The sequence below is a fragment of the Nisaea denitrificans DSM 18348 genome, assembly GCF_000426505.1.
Classification (GTDB): Bacteria; Pseudomonadota; Alphaproteobacteria; order Thalassobaculales; family Thalassobaculaceae; genus Nisaea; species Nisaea denitrificans.
Genome location: NZ_AUFM01000011.1, coordinates 816,792 through 836,280 on the forward strand (window position 1 = coordinate 816,792; position 19,489 = coordinate 836,280).

Genomic DNA, 19,489 nt, shown 5'->3' on the forward strand with positions numbered 1-19,489 from the left:
CGCGATGAGGCCGCAAAGCGTCCGTACCCGGATCACCGATCTCTTCGGCATCCGCCACCCTATCCTCTGCGGCGGGCTGATGTGGCTGTCCGACGCCAATTATGTCGCCGCAGCTGCCAATGCCGGCTCTATCGGCTTCATGACGGCGAAGACATTTCCCGATCCGGGCCGCTGGAAAGAAGAACTGGAGAAGGCGAACGCGCTTTCGAACGGGAATCCCATCGGCGTTAATCTCTATATCTCGCAGCGGCCGGAAGAGAACGAGATGCTGTCGGGACATGCCGATCTGGCTTTGCAGGCCGGTGTGCGACGTTTCGAAACGGCTGCTATGCCACCGGCGGATCTGGTGAAGCAGCTGAAGGATGCCGGTGCGGTCGTGATCCATAAGGTCGCCTCCGTGCGCCATGCGGTTTCGGCGGCAACGAAGCTCGATATCGACGCTGTTTCGGTCGTGGGTATGGAATGCGGCGGCCATCCTGGTCTGAACATGATCGGGAACATGGTGCAAGGCGTGCTAGCCGCACTCCGCGTCGATATCCCCGTCGTGATCGGCGGCGGCATCGGCCATGGCCGGCAGGTGGCGGGAGCGCTTTCTTTCGGCGCGGATGGAGTGATTCTGGGCACCCGTCTGCTGGTCGCCTCCGAGATCTGGAGCCATGATGCGGTGAAGAAACGGGTGATCGAAGCCGACGAGACCAGCTCCCGTTTGGTGCTCGCTTCCATGCGTAACACTTATCGGGTGATGGATAACCAGACAGCGCGTTCGGTTGCGCAGCTGGAATCATCCGGGGCGAATGACTACGAGAGCTACCGCGAGCATGTCCGGGGAACCCTGCAACGGGAAGCCTATGAAGAGGGTGACCCGGAGAAGGGGCTGCTTTCCATGGGCCAGTCCGCGGTATTCGCGGACCGTATCGAGCCGCTGGGCGACATCATCGACCGCATGGTAGACGAGATGGACGAGGCATTGGATCGACTTGCCTCCCTGCGTGTCCCCGCCAATGCGGCAGCGGAGTAAAGGGCTGTACTTTCTCACCCACGCGGATGTGGTCATCGATCCGGCGATTGCCGTGACGGACTGGGGACTCTCTGAGCGGGGACGTGAGCGAATTAGGGCCGGACTTGTGCAGCCATGGCTGCCTTCGGTCACAGCAATCTGGTCGAGCGCCGAGCGTAAGGCTCTCGATACAGCCGAAATTCTGGCTGACCATCTCGGGTTGGATGTGCAGATCAAGGCTGATCTCGGCGAGAATGACCGGACTTCCACCGGATATTTACCGCGCGCGGAGTTCGAGAGGACTGCGGATGCGTTTTTCGCCAATCCGAAGTTGTCCGTGCGTGGTTGGGCGCCGGCTCGTGTCGAGCAGGGCCGGATTGTTGCCGCCTGCGATGCTGTCGGACACACGGAACAGGACGGGACACCGCTGATCGTCTCTCATGGCGCCGTCGGTGCGCTGCTGCTGGCGCATCTGCTTGGCCAGCCTGTATCGCGTGAGTTGGATCAGCCTCGTAACGAGGGCGGAAACTGGTTTTCCTTCCGGGACACGGCGCCGTGCTGGAAAGCTTTTGATATTGAATAAGCGTCCGGGCGGGCGACTAGGACGGATCGTCGAGCGCATATATCCCGGAAAGAACCTTGTCGCAGGTTTCGCCATTACTGCTGAGCGGCAGAACCACGCGTTCGGCCCGGAGATACTCCTTGACCCCGGCACGATCATAGAACGGACGGATGACGGCATAGGGCAGCATGGTCCGGGCCGTAAGAAGGAACTCGTCGCGGACTTCCCGACGGCGATCAGTCAGCCCGATCTCGGCGAGTGTCTTACCTGTGTCATCTCGGCCGAAACAGTCTGCGACCCAGGTTCCAATGACGCGATACCGAACGTCCGATAAGTCTTCGAGGACATCGAGCAAGATCAGATGGGGAAGCCAGCGCTTGAGTTCGGGTACATCGAAGTTCTGGCGCGCCGGAGCAATGCGATCACCGGCGCGCTCCTTCCAGAATTCATAGAGCGCGACAAGTTCCGGGTGCTGAAGTTCAGCGGCGGATTGAACAACGGACAATTTTGTTGGCGTCGTCTGTATGTGGAGTGCTGCAGAACCATCGCAGTTGTTCATAGACTCATTTCCCCAATTTATTTGGGATTTTTAAACATCATCCGCAATCCCTGCTTAAATTAATTGTCTCTTATTTTAGGGATTGTTCCAAGTCTTCAATAATGTCCTCCGCAGTCTCCAGTCCGACTGAAATTCGCATCACGTCTTCTCCGGCTCCGGCCGCCAACCGTTGCTCTTCTGTGAGCTGCCGGTGCGTGGTCGATGCCGGGTGCAGGATCAGGGAGCGGGTGTCGCCGATATTCGCGAGATGGCTGAGCAACTCGACCCGCTCGACAATCTTAACGCCGGCTGCATACCCACCCTTGATCCCGAAGGTGAAAACGGAGCCGGCTCCGCCGGGCAGGTATTTCTTCGCCAGTGCGTGGTACGGGCTGCTCTCAAGTCCCGCATAGGAAACCCAGGACACAGCTGGATGGTCATCGAGGTAGGCGGCGACCTTGGCCGCGTTCGACACATGCCGCTCCATTCGTAGAGGCAGCGTCTCGATGCCGGTGATGGTGAGGTATGCATTCATCGGCGCCATGGTCGGTCCGAGGTCGCGCAATCCGACCGCATGGCCATAGGTGGTGAACGCCAGATCGCCGAAGCTCTCCCAGAAGGAAATGCCGTGGTAAGCGGGCTCCGGCTCGGAAAGGGATGGAAACTTGTCGTTCTGGCCCCAGTCGAACTTTCCGGAATCGACGACCGCTCCCCCCATGGCGTTGCCATGACCGGAGAGAAACTTGGTGGTCGAATGCACGATAAGATCGGCGCCATGCTCGAACGGCCGGCAGAGGTAGGGAGTGGCCATCGTGTTGTCTATGATCAACGGGACGCCTGCCTCGTGCGCGATATCGGCAAGCGCCGCGATGTCGCTGATCACACCGCCCGGATTGGCGAGAGATTCCGCGAACAACGCCTTGCAGGACGAGTTGGCGACAGCGGCGCGCACCGCGTCCAGATCGTCCATATCGATGAAATCGCAGTCCCAGCCGAACTTCTTGAAAGTCTTGCCGAACTGGGTGATCGATCCACCATAGAGCCGGGTCGACGCGACCAGCCTGTCCCCCGGTTGCATCAGCGGGAAGAGGGCGAGCATCTGCGCCGAATGGCCAGACGCCGTGCAGGTCGTGCCCCGGCCGCCTTCGAGGCTGGCGATCCGTTCTTCCAACACCGCTGTCGTCGGGTTCGAAAGGCGCGAATAGATATTGCCGAATGTCTGCAGGTTGAAAAGCGATGCGGCGTGGTCCGCATCCTCGAACACATAAGCCGTGGTCTGGTAGATCGGTGTCGAGCGGGCCCCCGTCGTCGGGTCCGGCGCGGCGCCGGCATGGATGGCACGGGTCTCGAACCCGGCCCTTTGCCGGGGGGCCGCAGCCGGATTGGCTGCTTCCTCGGCACTCGGGGTGCCTACGGCGCGGCGTTTCGAGGAAATCACATTGCTATCGAAACCATGCCAGGAAAGCTCACCGTAGAGCCGGGAGAACTCGATCTTCGGGCAGCGATTCATCACGACCTTGAGTCCGGCCTTCTCGGCCGTCTCCGCACCTTCGTCATTGCGCACGCCGAGCTGCATCCAGACCACGTCGGCGCCGATCTCGACGGCCTCCTCCGCGATCGGTCCGGCGGCTTCCGAGTTACGGAAAATATCAACCATATCAATCTTGAAGGGGATGTCCTTCAGAGAGGAATAGACCTGCTCTCCAAGGATTTCCTGACCGGTGAGACCGGGATTGACGGGAACGATCCGGTAGCCTTTGCCCTGCAGGTATTTTGCCATGAAGTAGCTCGGCCGGGTCCATTTCTGGCTGGCTCCGACAACGGCAATAGTGCGGACGGAGGAGAGGATCTCCTTGATGTAGCCGTCCGGATAATTCTCGTGATCGATCCGGCGGGCTGCTTCGCTCTCGGCCATCTTTATTCTCCCGTCCATTCCGGATCGCGTTTTTCGATGAAGGCGTCGATCCCTTCGGCCGCATCGCGGGCCTGCATGTTGTCGACCATTACCTGGCTGGTATAGGCGTAGGCATCGGCGAGCGTCATTTCGAGCTGCCGGTAGAAGGCCTTCTTGCCGGTCTTCAGCACCAGCGGCGACTTCGAGGCAATCTTACCGGCCATCTCCTGCACGGCGTCTTCCAGCTCCGTCTCCGCAACGGCGCGATTGATCAGGCCATGCGTAACGGCGGTCTCGGCATCGATCATCTCGCCGGTCAACAGCATCTCCATAACCTGCTTGCGCGGAATGGCCCGAGAGACGGCGACCATGGGGGTCGAGCAGAACAGGCCGATATTGACGCCAGGGGTGCCGAACCGGGTGCTTTCGGTCGCGATGGCCAAGTCCGCCGTGGCAACGAGCTGACAGCCAGCGGCGGTCGCAATGCCGTGGACCTTGGCAATGACTGGCTGCGGCAGGTTTGTGACAGTCAGCATAAGCTTCGAGCAGGCGGCGAAAACCGTCTGATGGAAGGTCTCATCAGTGCGGGAACGCATTTCGCGGAGGTCGTGTCCGGCGCAAAAACCCTTGCCGGATCCTTCGAGCACCACGGCTTTTATGGTCTTATTGGTGGCGATCTCTTCCAGTTCGTTCTGGAGTGCCGCCATCAGGCCGAGCGAGAGCGCGTTATAGGCTTTCGGTCTGTTCAGGGTGAGCCGGGCAATACTGTCCCGGTCCTCGCGCAAGACAAGATCGGCCCCTAATTCTTCCGCGACAGACATGCATTCCTCCCGATTGGCTATTCCGCCTTGGATCATCGCGAACACTAGCGCCGCAATGCGTCGAGGAACAGTCATGACAGCGGGATCTCGGTGATTTGAGCGGTGAAACTATCAGCTGACTTTCAGCCAGGTCATCATGCCGGCTGCGGCATGCTCGACCATATGGCAATGCAGCAGCCAGTCGCCGGGATTGTCGGCGACGAAGGCAATTTCTGCGGTCTCGTCGGATTGCACCAGAAGTGTGTCCCGCAGCGGCCCCATACGTTCTTCCTGAAGTATCTGCCTGAAATGATGGCCATGCAGATGCATGGCGTGGGGCCAGCGGGACCGATTTTCCATGCGAATGCGCACGGTCTCTCCCGTCATGGCCGACAGCAGGGGTGTGTCAGTCATCTCGGCCTGCCCGTTGAAAGCCCAGGCCTTGCCCTTGCTGACGAGCGTGCGGATGTCGGTATCCGTCCCGTTCAGCACCGCGCTACGCATCCTGCCCATGGCGCCGCCATCCATCACCAGGTCGACCGCGCGGGCATTCTGAAGCGGGCCCGTTTCGGGGACGGGGTTGGCCGGGAGTGGTCCGGGGGCTTCAATCCGTCGCTCCGCCTCGGCTTTGCCAACTCGAAAGACGGCAACGGCATAACTGCCGCCGCGTTCGTGAGAGACGAGGGAGGCTTCAGTGCCCGCATTCGCGGTGACGTCGACAATAAGGTCGATACGTTGCGCCGGAGCGAGCACAAGCGTTTCCGCTGGCTGAGGCGTCAAAACAGGCTGACCGTCCAGCGCAACGACCCAGCCGGAGAGTCCTTTCAGGCTGAGATTGAAAATCCGCGCATTCGATGGATTGACGAGGCGAAGGCGCATCCGGTCATTCTGGCGTGCGTCGGACGTCCAGTAACCGTCGCCATTGACCGTGATCCAGTTGCCGATCCGGCCGCCGTGGGACCAGTCATGCATGGCGCCAAAGTTCTCTGCGATCTGCGCCGTTTCGGTCAGGCGCCAGTCGTCAATCAGCAGGACTTCGTCCCGGTCCACGTCGGGTGCTTCGGGTTCTTCGACGATCAGGGCGCCGTAGAGACCGCGCGCGAGCTGCTCCCAGGTCCGGTTGTGCGGGTGATACCAGTAGGTGCCGGCATCCGGCAGGGTGAAGCCGTAGTCGAAAGTTCCGCCCGGAGGGACGGCGGCCTGGGTCAGTTCCGGAACGCCGTCCATGGCATTGTCGATCCTGATGCCATGCCAGTGGATTGTGGAGGCTTGCGGCAGATTGTTGAGAAACTCACGGTCGACCCGTTCGCCCTGCCGGACACGGATCGTCGGGCCGGGCACACCGCCGTCATATCCCCAGATCGGTGTGGGCTCGTACTCCGCCGGTGCCAGGCGCGCTGTCCCTGGCCGTGCTTCCAGGCGGGCCTTCGGTGTGATGGCAGCAGATGCCGGCTGGCCTGCAACTGCACTCGCAATGCCCGTCGCGCCCATGGCTCTGAGCAAGTTCCGCCTGGAGAGTTTCATCGCCTGTTCCGCCTTTCCCGGTTCTTCCGACCAGTCATGATATGGGGCTACCGAACGCCGAGGAAATGCAGAAGCAGACCAATGGTGCCAAAAGACAGGAAGGTGGAGATCAGCATCGATGTCGCGGCGGCGGGTGCGCCGGCATCGTAGCGGTCGGCGAACAGGTAGACATTCACCCCTACCGGCAGCGCGGCCATGATGACCGCGATGTCGCGCCAGAGCGGGTCCATGACAAAGACATGGGTCGCGATCACATAGGTAATGGCCGGGAAGGCGATCAGTTTCAGGACGCTGCCGGCAAGAGCCTCCCAGATGGCCCCGGAAATCCTGTATCTGGCGAGCGATGCTCCCATGGCGAAGACAGCGCAGGGTAGTGCCGCGCGGCCGAGGAACCCGGTGATGTCGACAACAGGCTGAGGCAATGGCAGCTCAAATATGTTCCAGACGAGGCCCAGCATCAGGCCAATCAGGATCGGGTTTTTCGACAGGCTTTTCACGATGGTCCAGGGAATGCCAATCATCGCACCCTTTTGCCCGCGGCCGCCTTCCACAAGGATCGTGACGACCGCGAACCACTGCCAGGAATGGAACGCGATGATCAGGAAGACCGGCAGAGTTCCAGCATCGCCGAAAGTGGTCAAAATCAATGGGATGCCGAGCAGAACTGTATTTCCGAAGGCGCCAGTCATCCCTGCCAACGAAGCATGAGCGAAGTCGCGCCGGAACCACCACAATGACACCAGCATGCCCAGCACCCAGACCACATAGCCCGCGCCGAAAAAGGAGAACAGAAACTCCCATTCGATCGGGTCAGGCAAGGTCTGGCGCGACATGGTGTGGAACAGCATTGGCGGGATGGCGAAATTGAAGACGAACTTGGACAGACCGTCGATTGCACTTTCCGGGAACAGCCGCAGACGAACCGCGAAATAAGCAATGAAGACTGTGCCGAAGACCGGCAGGATGATGTCGATCAGGATTTCCATGGACGGTCCGGTTTGGAAAAGAAGCGCCGGTAAGGCAGCTCGCAACTCTATCCTCGATAACGGAAAAATCCTCTAGATGACAGCCAAGACAGATAAGGCCGGTTCTCCTGCGCACCCGTTTCTGGAAGGGCCGATCGCGGGAAAGATCCTGCGGCTGGCCGCTCCGGGGTTACTCGGCAGCCTGTTGCAATCCGCCCTTTTCGTAGCGGACGGCTGGTTCGTCGGCGGGCTTGGCCCGCTGGCTCTTGCCGGTGTCGCATTGGTATTTCCTCTGTTTGTCCTCTCCGTGATGTTTTCCGCTGGGGCCATGGGCGGAGCGGTTGTCGCTGCAACGGCGCGCGCGCTTGGTGCGAAGGAATATGACGCGGCGGGAGCGCTGGTCCGGACCGCGCTCATCCTTGCCGCCATCGGCGGGATTTTCAGCGCTGTCATCGTATGGCTTTTCGGGCCGGCGCTTTTTCGCGTTCTCGGCGGTGAGGGGGCGATCCTGCAAACGGCGCTTGATTATGCGGCGGTGCTGTTTCCCGGCATCGTGCTTGTCTGGCTGTTCAATATGCTGGCGAGCCTTATGCGCGGCAGCGGAGATATGCTGCGCCCATCTCTGGGCCTGGGTGTCATTGTGGTCGTACATTTTATCGCCGCCTCACTCCTTGTGACGGGGGCGGGCTCTGTTCCCGCATTCGGGATTAAAGGCGCGCCACTTTCGATCCTGATCGGATACAGCGCCGGGTGCCTTTATCTCGCGATCTATCTGTTCCGCATCAAACGGCCGGTATGGGTGCGGCTTGGCGGGCCGATCCGTTGGCAGCAGGTTTTGATTGTTGGCCGCAGGGGGGCATTTGCCAGCGTGCAATCTGCGTTAACCATTGCAATGGCGATGGTGGTGACGGGTTATATGGCGCGGATCGGCCCTCAATCCCTTGCGGGATATGGCATAGGGGTGCGGCTCGAGCTGATCCTCATTCCGATCATTTTTGCTTTCGGTAGCGCCAGCATTGCCATGGCGGGTTTGAGCGTCGGCGCCGGCCTGCGCGGGCGCGCCATCCGGGTGAGCTGGATCGGGAGTGGGTTCGCCGCCTTGTTTGTCGGCCTGATAGGCACTGTTCTGGCCATGGCGCCGTGGTTGTGGAGCGGGCTTTTCACCGACAATGCGGAAATCGCGGCAACGACCGCTCTTTACCTGCGCATTGTTGGACCGGCATATGCATTTTTCGGGTTGGGCCTGTGTCTCTATTTCGCGAGCCAGGCAATGAACTCACTGCTCTGGCCCGTCACCGGAGCGGGAATCCGGTTTGTCGTTCTACTCGGCGGCGGGAGTTTCTTTCTGGAGCCGTCGACGTTCAACGAAACAACGGTATTCCTTCTCGTGGCCGGAGCCATGGCGACCTACGGCCTGTTCAATGCCCTGACATTGAAACTGGGCCCTTGGCGGCACTGATATTCCGATGGTGCGGCCCATCTGACTTCTAGCAGGGTGAGAACGGTTGCGATCAGACCGAACGAAAGGGATGCCGACAGCAGCATGGATGTTGCCGCTGCCGGTGCACGGGCCTCGCAGCGCCTCCAAGATAGGCATGGCTGAGGCCCCGGTCAGGAAGGCGGTGCCAGATCAACAATTCTCACTCGATCGGACTGGGCAAGGGCTGGAAGCCCCAGGACTCTCAGCCTATAGTCGTCAAAAAAATATGGACGGGAGGACTAAATGGCGAATCTGGAAATTAGCGTCGGCAACAGTCTCTATTATGAGTATCAGGCGCCGGGTGCGAAGGGACAGACGTTCGTCTTTGTGAATGCGCTGACCGGTAACACCGGGATGTGGGAAGTCGACGCCATCGGCCCGGCTCTTCGGGCCGCCGGATACGGCACGCTCGTCTATAATTTCCGTGGTCAGGTGGATAGCACTTTTACCCCGGATGCGGATCTCGGACCGCTTACCATCGTCGATGATTTGAAGCGGATCGTCGATCATGTGGCTCCGCCGAGTCCGATTCTGGCAGGTCTGTCCATCGGCGGACTTTTTGCCGCCCAGGCCTATCTGAAAGGTGCCGCTGCCGAAGGGTTGGTGCTGATCAACACCTTGCGCAAGCCAAGCCTCCGACTGGAATGGATCAACAGCGCCATGGTCCGCATGGCGGGGACCGGCGGCGGGCAGCTCATCATGGAGGCCAATCTGCCGATGCTGGTCAATCCGGAACAGCTGGCGAAGATGCGGCCAACCCTGTTGCAGGGTGATTACCAGGGCATGAAAGACGGCGAGGGTCTTTACGAGCTGATGAAGGGATCGGTCAGCACGGAATGGGATTTCCCATACGAGAAGCTGGACGTTCCTGTGTTGCTGATGACGGGGGAACATGACCGGGTGTTCCGTATAGAGGCAGACATTGCGGAGCTTGAAGCACGGATCCCGAAGAAGTCTCATGTCGTGTTCGGTGACGCAGGACATCTGATTCCGGCGGAGCGGCCGGAGAAATTTTCGTCTGAAATCATGACGTTCGCCGCCTCTCTTTAAGTCGCTTGGACCGCATGGAGCGTCGCCTAGCGACGCTCCTCCGTTCTGGCTTCGCGTATGGCGCTTTCAATGCTGTCTGAGTAACGCACCAGGGGTGGCCGAAGGCCGTGCGCGATGAGGTCGCGGCGGGAGTCCGGGATCGCTCCTGTGAGATAAACGGAAACACCCCGCCGTTCGGCTTTCTGTGCGAGCACTTCAATCGTATTGGCTGCGGTTGAGTCGACGAAGGGCACGGCGCTGAAATCGATGATCAACGCCCGGTGGGTGTCGGCTATCTGGTCGAGTACCGATCCGATGGAAGCGGCGGCGCCAAAAAAGAACACCCCCGAAATACGATAGATGACGATCTCGGGATCGTTCTCCGCATCCTCCTCATAGGGTGCGCGGGGACGGTCGGAACTGTCCGCCTCATCCTCCATCACGAAGGGGCGATGGGTCTCGATCGCCGTGGTCTTCGACATCCGGTGAATGAACAGGACCGATCCCAGGGCAAAGCCGACAATGATGGCTTCTGTAAGGTCCCGGAAGATGGTCAGCAGGAACGTCGTCAGCAGGACGGCCGCATCCCCGCGTGAGGCCCGGAGCAGGGTGATAAAGGCATGCTTTTCGACCATGTTCCAGGCCACCAGCGCCAGCACCCCTGCGAGGCTGGCGAGTGGAATGAAACCGGCGAGCGGGGCAGCGATCAGAATGAAGGCCAACAGGAACAGCGCGTGCAGCATGCCCGCTATCGGGCCATGTGCGCCCGCCCGGACATTTGTCGCCGTCCGGGCGATGGTGCCGGTGACGCAGATCCCGGAAAACAGGCCCGACACGACATTGGCCACGCCTTGTGCCACCAGCTCGCAGTTGGAACGGTGTCGCCGTCCCGTCATGCCGTCCGCCACGACTGCGGAGAGCAGGGATTCAATGGAACCGAGCAAGGCAAAGGCAAGCGCGTTCGGCAGGACGGCCACGATCTTTGCAGTGTCCAGGGATGGCAGGGATGGCAGGGGCAGGCTGCTGGGCACGCCGCCGAACCTGGAAGCGATGGTGGCGACAGGAAGATCGAGCAGGGTGGTTGCGACTGCGGCACCAGCGACGGCGATTAGCATGCCGGGCCAATGCGGGCGGAAATGCTTGAGCCCGGTGATAACGGCGATGGTCGCGGCTGCCATCACTATGGTGACAGGCTCTGCGGTCGGCAGACCGACCCAGAGCGCGGGCAATTTTTCCAGCAGTGGTCCCGGCTCCGGCCCGGACAGGGTCAGGCCGAGCAGTTCCTTGATCTGACTGGCGAAAATGATGGCGGCAATACCGGCGGTGAAACCGACCGTCACCGGATAGGGGATGAACTTGATGTAGGTGCCGAGTTGCAGCAGGCCGATGGCCGCGAGTATCAGGCCGGAGAGCATGGTGGCGAGGATCAGCCCGTCCATGCCATGCGCCTGCGCTGTGGCAGCCACCAAGACAATAAACGCGCCTGCCGGCCCGCCGATCTGGAACCGGCTACCGCCGAGCATGGAGACCAGGAAGCCGCCAAATATCGCGGTGTAGAGGCCCTGTGCCGGGGTTGCCCCCGAGGCAATGGCTATGGCCATGGAAAGTGGCAGGGCAACAATGGCGACGGTCAGGCCGGCGACAGCATCGGCCCGCAAATTCGCAAGCCCATAACCCTCGCGCAGGACTGTCACCAGCTTCGGGGTAAATGCTTCCAGAAAGCTCGGCCCTTTGAAGGCCGGCGAAGGAGTGACATTGCTGCTCATGCGATGAGTCCAGTCTATGCCGGGCGGCGACGACTGATCATTTCAGTTCTATGCGATAAGGTATGAAAGCAAAAAAGGCCGGGACTGTCCCGGCCTTTTCCGTGTGTGATAGCGCCGCAGCTTAAAGAGCGTCGTCGCCTTGCTCGCCGGTTCGGACGCGGACGGCCTTTGCTACATCCATCACGAAGATCTTGCCGTCGCCGATCTTGCCTGTCTTCGCGGCCTGGGCGATGGACTCGACCGCCCGGTCGGCAAGCGTATCGCTGGTGACCACCTCGATCTTCACTTTCGGAACGAAACTCACCGTGTATTCAGCTCCGCGGTAAATCTCGCTATGACCGCCCTGACGGCCATATCCCTTGACCTCGCTGGTGGTCATTCCGTGAACGCCGACCTCGTTGAGTGCCGAGCGTACCGCGTCCAGGCGATGCGGTTTCACAATCGCGATAATCATCTTCATCACCTGTCTCCTCAGGTTAGGTCGTAGCCGCGCTCGCCGTGCGCGATGATATCAAGGCCTTCGATCTCGCTCTCTTCGCTGACACGCAGACCGATTGTCCGCGAAATGATCTGGGCAAGCACCCAGGTAATCACGCCAGACCAGACTGCGACGGACAGGATTCCGATCATCTGAACCCAGAGCTGGTCCGTTATCGTGACGCCTTCGGCAAGGCCAAGGCCACCGAAATCGGGCACAGCAAAGACGGCGACCAGCAGCGTTCCTATAATGCCGCCAACCCCGTGGACCGCAAAGACATCAAGAGAATCGTCAATCTTGATCTTGAATTTGATCCAGGTCGTGAACCACTGGCAGACAAAACCTGAAATGAGACCAATAGCGACAGCTCCCATCGGCCCGACAAATCCGGACGCGGGCGTGATTGCGGCCAGTCCGGCGACCATGCCGGTGACAATCCCGATCACGCTCGGTTTTCCGAAGCGGAAATATTCGGTGACTGCCCAGACGAGTGAGGCGACCGCCGCGGATATATGCGTCACGGTCATGGCCATTCCTGCATTTCCGTCCGCAGCCAGCGCGGAGCCGGCATTGAATCCGAACCATCCGACCCACAGCATCGCAGCGCCGGTCACCGTCATGCCGGGGCTGTGCGGCGGACGGATTTCATGCGGAAAACCACGACGCGGGCCGAGGACAATAGAGAGGACCAATGCCGAAACACCTGCCGTGACATGGACAACGATACCGCCGGCAAAATCGAGCACGCCCATATCGGCGAGCCAGCCGCCGCCCCAGACCCAGTGACAGGCCGGTGCATAAACCAGAAACAGCCATAAGAAGCTGAAGGCCACGACTGCGCCGAAACGAATGCGTTCCGGATAGGCTCCGACAATAAGGGCCGGGGTGATGATGGCGAAGGTCATCTGGAACATGAAGAACACAGTCTCGGGGATCGTGCCCGAGAGACTGTCCGTGCCGACACCGTCGAGGAACATCTTTCCAAGTCCGCCGATCCAGGCCTGCTGCGCTCCGCCATCGTCAAAGGCGAGGCTATAGACCGCGATAAGCCAGGCAATCGAAGCCACGCAAGCAACGGCGAAGCAATGCATCAGGACGGACAGCACGTTTCTGGCGCGCACAAGCCCGCCATAGAAAAGAGCCAGACCGGGCAAGGTCATAAACAGCACGAGCGCGGTAGCCGTCAGAATCCAGGCTGTATCCCCGCCGCTCAAAGCATCTGCCGCCCGGGCTTCACCGATGCCGAACCCGAAGGCGGCGGCAGTGGTGAAGCCGAGGGAGGCGAGCCTCCGGATATGTGTCATGAAAAGTGTTTCCCCCTGAAAGTCGGTTATCGATGCGGGTACCCCCGTACCCCTCAGGCCGGAAGACTAATGGCCGTTGCCTGTTCTGCAAGCAGAAATAGACTCTGCTTAATTTTTGACCAAAAAAAGAATGTCGGGTTTTCAGGCTCTGCACGCAAAATTGTCTCGATACATTTGATGACGGGACATGTTCCCAGCTGCTATACCGGTGGCATGAAATGCGAACTCGTTATCTTTGATTGCGACGGTGTGCTGGTTGCCAGCGAAGCCATTGCAAACCGGATCATAGCCGCCGCCATGACCGAAGCCGGTGTCGAGATCATGGCTGAGGACGCGCTGAAGCGTTTTCTCGGCGGCAAGCTCACCTTCATCCAGAAGGACGTCGAAGCGATGCTTGGCCGGGAGCTGGGCGAAGACTGGGTGCCAAACATCTATGCCAAGCAGTTCAAGCTCTATCGTAAGGAGCTGCGGGCCATTCCCGGGATAGACAGCGCACTGTCCGTAATTTCGGACTCCGGCACGAAGATTTGTGTCGGTAGCAATGGGCCGGTTGAAAAGATGGATGTCACGCTTGGTGTGACGAACCTGAAGCGACATTTCGAAGGTCGTATCTTCTCTGCCGACATGGTCGGCATTCCGAAGCCGGAGCCGGATCTCTATCTCTATTGCGCGGAGCGCATGGGGGTGGCGCCGGAGAACTGTGTCGTGGTCGAAGACAGTCCGACGGGCGCCCGCGCCGGAATTTCAGCCGGCATGCGGGTCTTTGGATATTATGCCGATCACGGCCCGGAAGGACTCGCTGCCGTCGGTGTGCATGAGCTCTTCGATGATATGGCAAAGCTGCCCGAGCTGCTCGGGATCGCGACCCCGGATATTCCCTCGCGCGAAGTAGGCTGACCGGGAGGTCGATCAGCCCCGTTCTAGCGGACGGGTCAGGCAGGTCGGCCCACCGCAACCCTTGGCGGATATCTCCGAGCCATCATAGAGATGCATGTCCGCGCCGGCTTTTTCCAGACGCTGCCGGGTCACCGGATTGCCTTCCAGCATCACAGCAACCCGTGGGGCGACCGCGAGCACGTTGCAGGCCATGCTGTCATATTCCTCGTCCGGCACCTCGACCAGCTCGATACCGCGCTCTTGCAGCCAGTTTCGGAAGAAGACCGGCATTATTCGGGAGTAGACCAACGCCAGGTCCGGCGCGATCGGGCTGATGAAGGACATCAGGTGCAACACATCGCCGGGGCCGTTCCAATGCGGCAGCGGGACGGTGATGACTTCCGAGACGGCATCTCCGAGAAATTCCGTTAGCTGCCGGACACCTTCCGCATTGGTCCTGTAACCGTCGGCCACACACAGGACGTTGCCATCCAGCCATATCAGATCGCCGCCCTCGATCTTCCCGGTGCCGTCAATCTGTCCAAGGACAGGCACTCCAGCCTGCTTGAGCCCCGGCGCCATCGCCGCAGGTTCCGGACGACGCGCCTCCTTGCCCATCCGGCAGAGGACAAGTCCGTTGTCGGAGGTGATGGCATTGTCGCGCACATAGATGGAATCGATACCGACCGTTTCGTCAGCTCCAAGCCATTCAACGGAACAACCAAGCCCGATCAGAATGTCGGCCAGAGTGTCCGACTGGGCACAAGCCTTCGAGAAATCCGGCTCCTCCAGATAGTTCAGGCTGCGCCATTCAGAGGCCAGTTTTTCTTGGGAAACAAAGGCATCCTTCGCATGCTTCATCAACACCCGGCGGATCTTGCTGGTTTCATTCTGCATGCGTTTGCGTCCTTTTAAATCGCATCTCGAGTGCACCCGGGAAGAGGTGTTCTTTGCGGAGGTTGATATCCGGCCGGCAGATGATCTCTACTTAATCAAAAGATACTAGGGGAGGTTCAACAATTGCCGATCGAAGTCCATGAGCATGACGACATTGTCGAGTTTGTGGGCACTGGTGATCTGTCTGCCGACGAAATAATTTCGGTATCCTCGACATACCATGCAAACAGCCCGAGAAAACTCGCGCTCTGGAATTTCCTTGGAGCGCGCGTTTCATCCTTCAGAGCCGCTAACTTTCAGAGAGTTGCCATGAAAGGCTCGGATCTTGCCAATTTACGCGGTCCAGGGGCCCGGAACGCGATTGTCGTCAGCATTCCGTCCGAGCGTCAGCTATTGCAGGCCTATAGCAACATGGCGAGTGCCGTTTCTCCTGTAGAGCACGAGATATTCTGCGGTCGCGAAGAGGCAATCGCCTGGCTCAAAAGCAGTAACAGTGGCATCTGACTGATTGGCCGCAAGATGGCTGGCCAGTTACTTCAATGCGGCGCCAGGCCAGAGATTCGGCGCGCAGCGGGCATATTGCTCCGGGTAGGCAATGCTCTCACCCAACTCCTGCGCCGCGTGCCAGGCCCAGCGCGGGTCGTCCATAACGCCGCGGGCCAATGCGACCATGTCAGCTTCGCCTTTGGCTATAATGTTTTCCGCCTGCTGCGCTCCGACGATCATGCCAACGGCCATGGTCGGGATATCGGCTTCTTTTTTGATCTTTTCGGCAAGGAAAACCTGGTACCCGGCCTTGACTTCGATTTTCTGGCGCGGGTCGAGACCACCGGTTGTGACGTCAATAAAATCACATCCGAGGGCTTTCAGCTCCTTCGCATAAGCCACTGCCTCATCAGGTGTGAAGCCACCATCGACCCAGTCTGTCGCTGAGAACCGGACAGCGTAGGGCTTTCCTGCTGGCCAGACGGCACGGCATGCCTCGAAGACCTCAAGCGGGAAGCGCAGACGGTTCTCGAGACTGCCGCCATAGCCGTCCGTCCGCTGGTTGCTCAGCGGCGAGACGAACTGATGCAACAGATAACCGTGCCCGCCATGCAGCTCGGCGAGGTCGAAACCGGCCCGGTCAGCCCGAATAGTGCTCTCGACGAATTCCGCTTTGACCTTGGCCAGTCCGGCATCATCAAGTCCGAGCGGTGCCGGCCAATCCGCATAGCCAATAGGCGAGGGGCCGACGGTCTGCCAGCGGCCTTCGCCCTCGGCAACGGGCTTGCCGCCCTTGCCCGGAGGATTGGTCGAGCCCTTGCGGCCCGAATGGCCGATCTGGATGCCGAGCTTTGCCGTTCCGTACTTTTTGCAAAAGTCGACGAACCGCTTGATCGTCGCTTCATTTTCGTCCGAATAGAGGCCAAGGCATTTGGGTGAGATCCGGCCTTCGGCGGAAACGTGTGTCGCCTCGGTAATCAGCAACCCGCCTGCGCCCATGGCGAGGTTTCCATAATGCATCAGGTGCCAGTCGTTCGCGGACCCGTTCTCGGACGCGTATTGGCACATAGCCGAAACGGCGATGCGGTTATCCAAGGTCAGGTCACGAAAACTGATCGGGGAAAAGAGATGACTGCTCATGGGGCTCTATCCTAGTTTTTATCCGCACATACTGGCCGCACATGCTGGCGCGTAAAATACCGTATGAACACAACAATATCGGTATTATGCCCATGGGGGAGGACTGAATGACGAAGTTGAGCAATGCCGAAATGGACCGGATCGCGCGGGAGGAAGTGCCTGCGGTCGGCCAGTACGGCGTGCGGTTCGAGGAGATCGGCGACGGGACAGCCCGGGCGGTGCTGCCGTATCAGGAGGACTTCCTGCGTCCCGGCGGCACGGTCAGCGGTCCGGTGATGATGGGGCTGGCGGATGTCGTGGTTTATGCCTGCGTGCTGTCGCGCATAGGTATTGTGAAGCTCGCCGTGACCACCAGCCTGAATGCCAACTTCCTGCGCCGTCCAAAGCCGGTTGACCTGATCGCGGAAGGGCGTTTGCTGAAATGCGGCAAGCGGCTGGCTTATGGCGAAGTCACCCTGTTCAGCACAGGTGAAGAAGACGATCCGGTTTGCCATGTAACCGCGACCTATTCGATCCCGCCGCGAGAGCAGGAATGAGTGCCGAATCTGTCATCCGGCTTTCCGATGGTCCCCTGAATGTCGAGATATTGCCGGAATCGGGCGGCCGCATCTCCGCTTTCTGGAGCGAGGCTGGTGAGGAACGGACGGACTGGTTCGTGCCCCGGCCGAAATCGGGAGACTCTGACAGCAAAGATGCAACGGCATGGGGCAGCTTTCCCCTGGTGCCGTTCTCCAATCGCATCAGGGATGGCCGCTTTATCTGGGATGGCGCTGAGCATCGGATCGCCGTGACGGAGAAGAACGCCCCACACGCCATTCACGGACATGGCCGCTCGGTGTCCTGGGATGTCGATACCGTTTCCGATACTTACGCTGCGCTGTCCTATGTCTATTCGGGCGAGGACTGGCCCTTTCCCTATCAGGCGCGGCAGGTTTTCGATCTGACGGGTGGAACGCTTCGCATTTCAATGGAGCTGGATAATATCGGGCCGATGGCCATGCCGGGCGGGCTCGGCCATCACCCGTATCTGCCATGGCGGGCGGGGCCGGTGCTGACAACCTCATTCGCTTCGATCTGGCCGGCTGTTGATGGAGTTCTGCCTGCCGGTCCGAAGAGTGTTCCCGGAGATCTGGGTTTTTCCGGGACAGAGGGGCGGCCATTGCCACGTGGGCTTGATACCGGTTTCGGCGGCTGGGGAGGCCGTGCATTGCTGCATTGGCCAGGCGAGGGACTGAGCCTTGAAATCGACGGCAGCAAGGGGCTCTCCCATGTCATTCTGTTTACGCCTGACGGAAAGCCCTTCTTCTGTGTGGAGCCCGTGACTCACTGTATCGATGCCATCAATCTCTTGGCGGCAGGCGTTACTGGAACGGGGATACAGGCGGTTCCGCCGGGCGAAAGGCTTGTCGCTTCGATGCGGTTCAAACCCGGGTTTGCAGGACATTAAGCCATTCATCCGGTTATAAAACGACTTACATGCGCGGTAATATAATACCGTTATTGTAAAGCTATTGAAAAAACATACTTTTTCGCGCTTGACTTCATAACGCGCATCCGTATTTTACGCCGACCGCTGCAGAGGACTTCGGTTCTTGTGTGGCTATTGGATTTAGCAGCATCACTGGATGGTTAAAGAGATGCGTACTTACTCGGCAAAACCGAGCGAGATCGAAAAGAAGTGGTGGATCGTTGATGCCGAAGGCATGATCCTGGGCCGCCTCGCTTCCGTTCTCGCAAACTACCTGCGCGGCAAGCATAAGCCGACCTTCACCCCGCACATGGATTGTGGCGACAACATCGTCGTGATCAATGCTGAAAAGGTGAAGCTCACCGGCAACAAGCGGACCGACAAAACCTTTTACTGGCACACCGGTTATCCGGGCGGCATCAAGTCCCGTACAATGGACAAGATCCTGGACGGCAAGCATCCGGAACGGGTGCTTGAGAAAGCCGTGCAGCGGATGATCAGCCGTGGCCCGCTCGCCCGTGAGCAGATGCGCAACCTGCGTATCTATTCCGGTGCCGCGCATCCGCATGAGGCGCAGCAGCCTGAAGTGCTGGACGTCGCCGCGATGAACCCGAAGAACAAGAGGTAAGCCATGTCAGTTGAGACTGAAGAGACCAACGAAGGCGCAGGCTTGGAAGCGCTCGAGGCTCTGAAGCAGGACGCGGCCGAAGAGGCGGTGAAAGCTGAGCCGAAACTCGACAAGTTCGGTCGGGCCTATGCCACTGGCAAGCGTAAGAACGCAATCGCCCGTGTCTGGATCAAGCCGGGTACCGGCAAGTTCAGCATTAACGGCCGCGAAGACAGCGTGTATTTCGCCCGCCCGGTGCTGCGCATGGTGATCAACCAGCCGTTCGACGTTACGGACCGTAAAGACCAATTCGATGTTTATTGCACCGTCACTGGTGGTGGCCTCTCGGGCCAGGCCGGTGCCGTGCGTCACGGTATTTCCAAGGCACTGACCTACTTCGAGCCGGGCCTGCGCCCGTCGCTGAAGAAAGTTGGCTTCCTGACCCGTGACTCGCGTGTGGTCGAGCGTAAGAAATACGGTAAGGCGAAAGCGCGCCGGAGCTTCCAGTTCTCCAAGCGTTAAACCGACCAAATATCTCAGATGGAAAAACGCGGCCTTGTGCCGCGTTTTTTTGTCTTTTCGAACCAGCGCATTGTGTGATGTCGGGTACCATGTTCCTTGCGAGCAGACAGATTTCGATGACAGAAGCTGTTCTACCTGACGGGATTTGGTCCGGGA

At 59.6% G+C, this 19,489-nt stretch carries 20 protein-coding genes; 10 read left to right on the forward strand and 10 right to left on the reverse strand.

Annotation, left to right across the window (positions count from 1 at the left end):
* Positions 1–4 precede the first annotated feature (4 nt).
* Both K328_RS0104735 and K328_RS22590 read left to right on the forward strand, forming a co-directional pair.
* On the forward strand, positions 5–1,018 hold the full coding sequence (locus K328_RS0104735; RefSeq protein WP_028464988.1) for an NAD(P)H-dependent flavin oxidoreductase: 1,014 nt from the start codon (positions 5–7) through the stop codon (positions 1,016–1,018).
* Entirely contained in the window at positions 1,002–1,580 is a 579-nt protein-coding gene (locus tag K328_RS22590) for a histidine phosphatase family protein (protein WP_051284489.1), read from the forward strand. The genes K328_RS0104735 and K328_RS22590 overlap by 17 nt, the downstream gene beginning before the upstream one ends.
* A 16-nt stretch (positions 1,581–1,596) precedes the next feature.
* On the opposite strand, the gene K328_RS0104745 is transcribed toward K328_RS22590, so the two are convergent.
* The 5 genes from K328_RS0104745 to K328_RS0104765 all read right to left on the reverse strand — a co-directional run bounded on the left by K328_RS0104745 (position 1,597) and on the right by K328_RS0104765 (position 7,301).
* A complete protein-coding gene (locus K328_RS0104745) occupies positions 1,597–2,064 on the reverse strand; it encodes a PAS domain-containing protein (protein ID WP_169721170.1) in 468 nt (155 codons plus the stop codon).
* 124 nt (positions 2,065–2,188) lie between these two features.
* On the reverse strand, positions 2,189–4,012 hold the full coding sequence (locus K328_RS0104750; protein WP_051284491.1) for an O-acetylhomoserine aminocarboxypropyltransferase: 1,824 nt from the start codon (positions 4,010–4,012) through the stop codon (positions 2,189–2,191).
* A 2-nt stretch (positions 4,013–4,014) separates the two neighbouring features.
* Entirely contained in the window at positions 4,015–4,812 is a 798-nt protein-coding gene (locus K328_RS0104755) for an enoyl-CoA hydratase (protein ID WP_028464991.1), read from the reverse strand.
* Positions 4,813–4,923: 111 nt separating this feature from the next.
* Positions 4,924–6,315: a multicopper oxidase family protein gene (locus K328_RS0104760; RefSeq protein ID WP_028464992.1), complete on the reverse strand. Its 1,392-nt coding sequence runs from the start codon at positions 6,313–6,315 to the stop codon at positions 4,924–4,926.
* A 47-nt stretch (positions 6,316–6,362) separates the two neighbouring features.
* On the reverse strand, positions 6,363–7,301 hold the full coding sequence (locus tag K328_RS0104765) for an AEC family transporter (protein ID WP_028464993.1): 939 nt from the start codon (positions 7,299–7,301) through the stop codon (positions 6,363–6,365).
* A 76-nt stretch (positions 7,302–7,377) separates the two neighbouring features.
* On the opposite strand from K328_RS0104765, the gene K328_RS0104770 reads away from it, so the two are divergent.
* Both K328_RS0104770 and K328_RS0104775 read left to right on the forward strand, forming a co-directional pair.
* Entirely contained in the window at positions 7,378–8,739 is a 1,362-nt protein-coding gene (locus tag K328_RS0104770; protein WP_051284493.1) for an MATE family efflux transporter, read from the forward strand.
* A 264-nt stretch (positions 8,740–9,003) separates the two neighbouring features.
* Positions 9,004–9,810, forward strand: coding sequence for an alpha/beta fold hydrolase (locus tag K328_RS0104775; RefSeq protein ID WP_028464995.1), 807 nt, complete (start codon positions 9,004–9,006; stop codon positions 9,808–9,810).
* 26 nt (positions 9,811–9,836) lie between these two features.
* Here the strand turns inward: K328_RS0104775 and K328_RS0104780 are convergent, their stop codons facing one another.
* The 3 genes from K328_RS0104780 to K328_RS22595 all read right to left on the reverse strand — a co-directional run bounded on the left by K328_RS0104780 (position 9,837) and on the right by K328_RS22595 (position 13,337).
* The gene (locus K328_RS0104780) at positions 9,837–11,555 is read right to left on the reverse strand and encodes a SulP family inorganic anion transporter (RefSeq protein WP_028464996.1); all 1,719 of its coding nucleotides are present in this window, start codon (positions 11,553–11,555) and stop codon (positions 9,837–9,839) included.
* A gap of 121 nt (positions 11,556–11,676) precedes the next feature.
* The gene (locus K328_RS0104785; protein WP_028464997.1) at positions 11,677–12,015 is read right to left on the reverse strand and encodes a P-II family nitrogen regulator; all 339 of its coding nucleotides are present in this window, start codon (positions 12,013–12,015) and stop codon (positions 11,677–11,679) included.
* Positions 12,016–12,026: 11 nt separating this feature from the next.
* The gene (locus tag K328_RS22595) at positions 12,027–13,337 is read right to left on the reverse strand and encodes an ammonium transporter (RefSeq protein WP_036553145.1); all 1,311 of its coding nucleotides are present in this window, start codon (positions 13,335–13,337) and stop codon (positions 12,027–12,029) included.
* Between the two features lie 177 nt (positions 13,338–13,514).
* Between K328_RS22595 and K328_RS0104795 the strand changes: the two genes are divergently transcribed.
* Positions 13,515–14,234, forward strand: coding sequence for an HAD family hydrolase (locus K328_RS0104795; RefSeq protein ID WP_169721171.1), 720 nt, complete (start codon positions 13,515–13,517; stop codon positions 14,232–14,234).
* 12 nt (positions 14,235–14,246) lie between these two features.
* On the opposite strand, the gene K328_RS0104800 is transcribed toward K328_RS0104795, so the two are convergent.
* The gene (locus tag K328_RS0104800) at positions 14,247–15,110 is read right to left on the reverse strand and encodes a dimethylarginine dimethylaminohydrolase family protein (RefSeq protein WP_028464999.1); all 864 of its coding nucleotides are present in this window, start codon (positions 15,108–15,110) and stop codon (positions 14,247–14,249) included.
* 309 nt (positions 15,111–15,419) lie between these two features.
* On the opposite strand from K328_RS0104800, the gene K328_RS26590 reads away from it, so the two are divergent.
* Positions 15,420–15,614 (forward strand): hypothetical protein, encoded by a 195-nt coding sequence (locus K328_RS26590; protein ID WP_156901173.1) that lies wholly within the window; start codon positions 15,420–15,422, stop codon positions 15,612–15,614.
* Positions 15,615–15,641: 27 nt separating this feature from the next.
* Here the strand turns inward: K328_RS26590 and K328_RS0104810 are convergent, their stop codons facing one another.
* Positions 15,642–16,736 (reverse strand): NADH:flavin oxidoreductase/NADH oxidase, encoded by a 1,095-nt coding sequence (locus K328_RS0104810; RefSeq protein WP_028465001.1) that lies wholly within the window; start codon positions 16,734–16,736, stop codon positions 15,642–15,644.
* Between the two features lie 107 nt (positions 16,737–16,843).
* Between K328_RS0104810 and K328_RS0104815 the strand changes: the two genes are divergently transcribed.
* The 4 genes from K328_RS0104815 to rpsI all read left to right on the forward strand — a co-directional run bounded on the left by K328_RS0104815 (position 16,844) and on the right by rpsI (position 19,333).
* On the forward strand, positions 16,844–17,272 hold the full coding sequence (locus K328_RS0104815) for a PaaI family thioesterase (protein WP_028465002.1): 429 nt from the start codon (positions 16,844–16,846) through the stop codon (positions 17,270–17,272).
* Positions 17,269–18,183, forward strand: coding sequence for an aldose 1-epimerase (locus tag K328_RS22600; protein ID WP_051284496.1), 915 nt, complete (start codon positions 17,269–17,271; stop codon positions 18,181–18,183). The genes K328_RS0104815 and K328_RS22600 overlap by 4 nt, the downstream gene beginning before the upstream one ends.
* 190 nt (positions 18,184–18,373) lie before the next feature.
* Positions 18,374–18,832, forward strand: coding sequence for a 50S ribosomal protein L13 (gene rplM, locus K328_RS0104825; RefSeq protein WP_028465003.1), 459 nt, complete (start codon positions 18,374–18,376; stop codon positions 18,830–18,832).
* A gap of 3 nt (positions 18,833–18,835) precedes the next feature.
* Positions 18,836–19,333, forward strand: coding sequence for a 30S ribosomal protein S9 (gene rpsI / locus K328_RS0104830; RefSeq protein ID WP_036553149.1), 498 nt, complete (start codon positions 18,836–18,838; stop codon positions 19,331–19,333).
* Positions 19,334–19,489 lie beyond the last annotated feature (156 nt).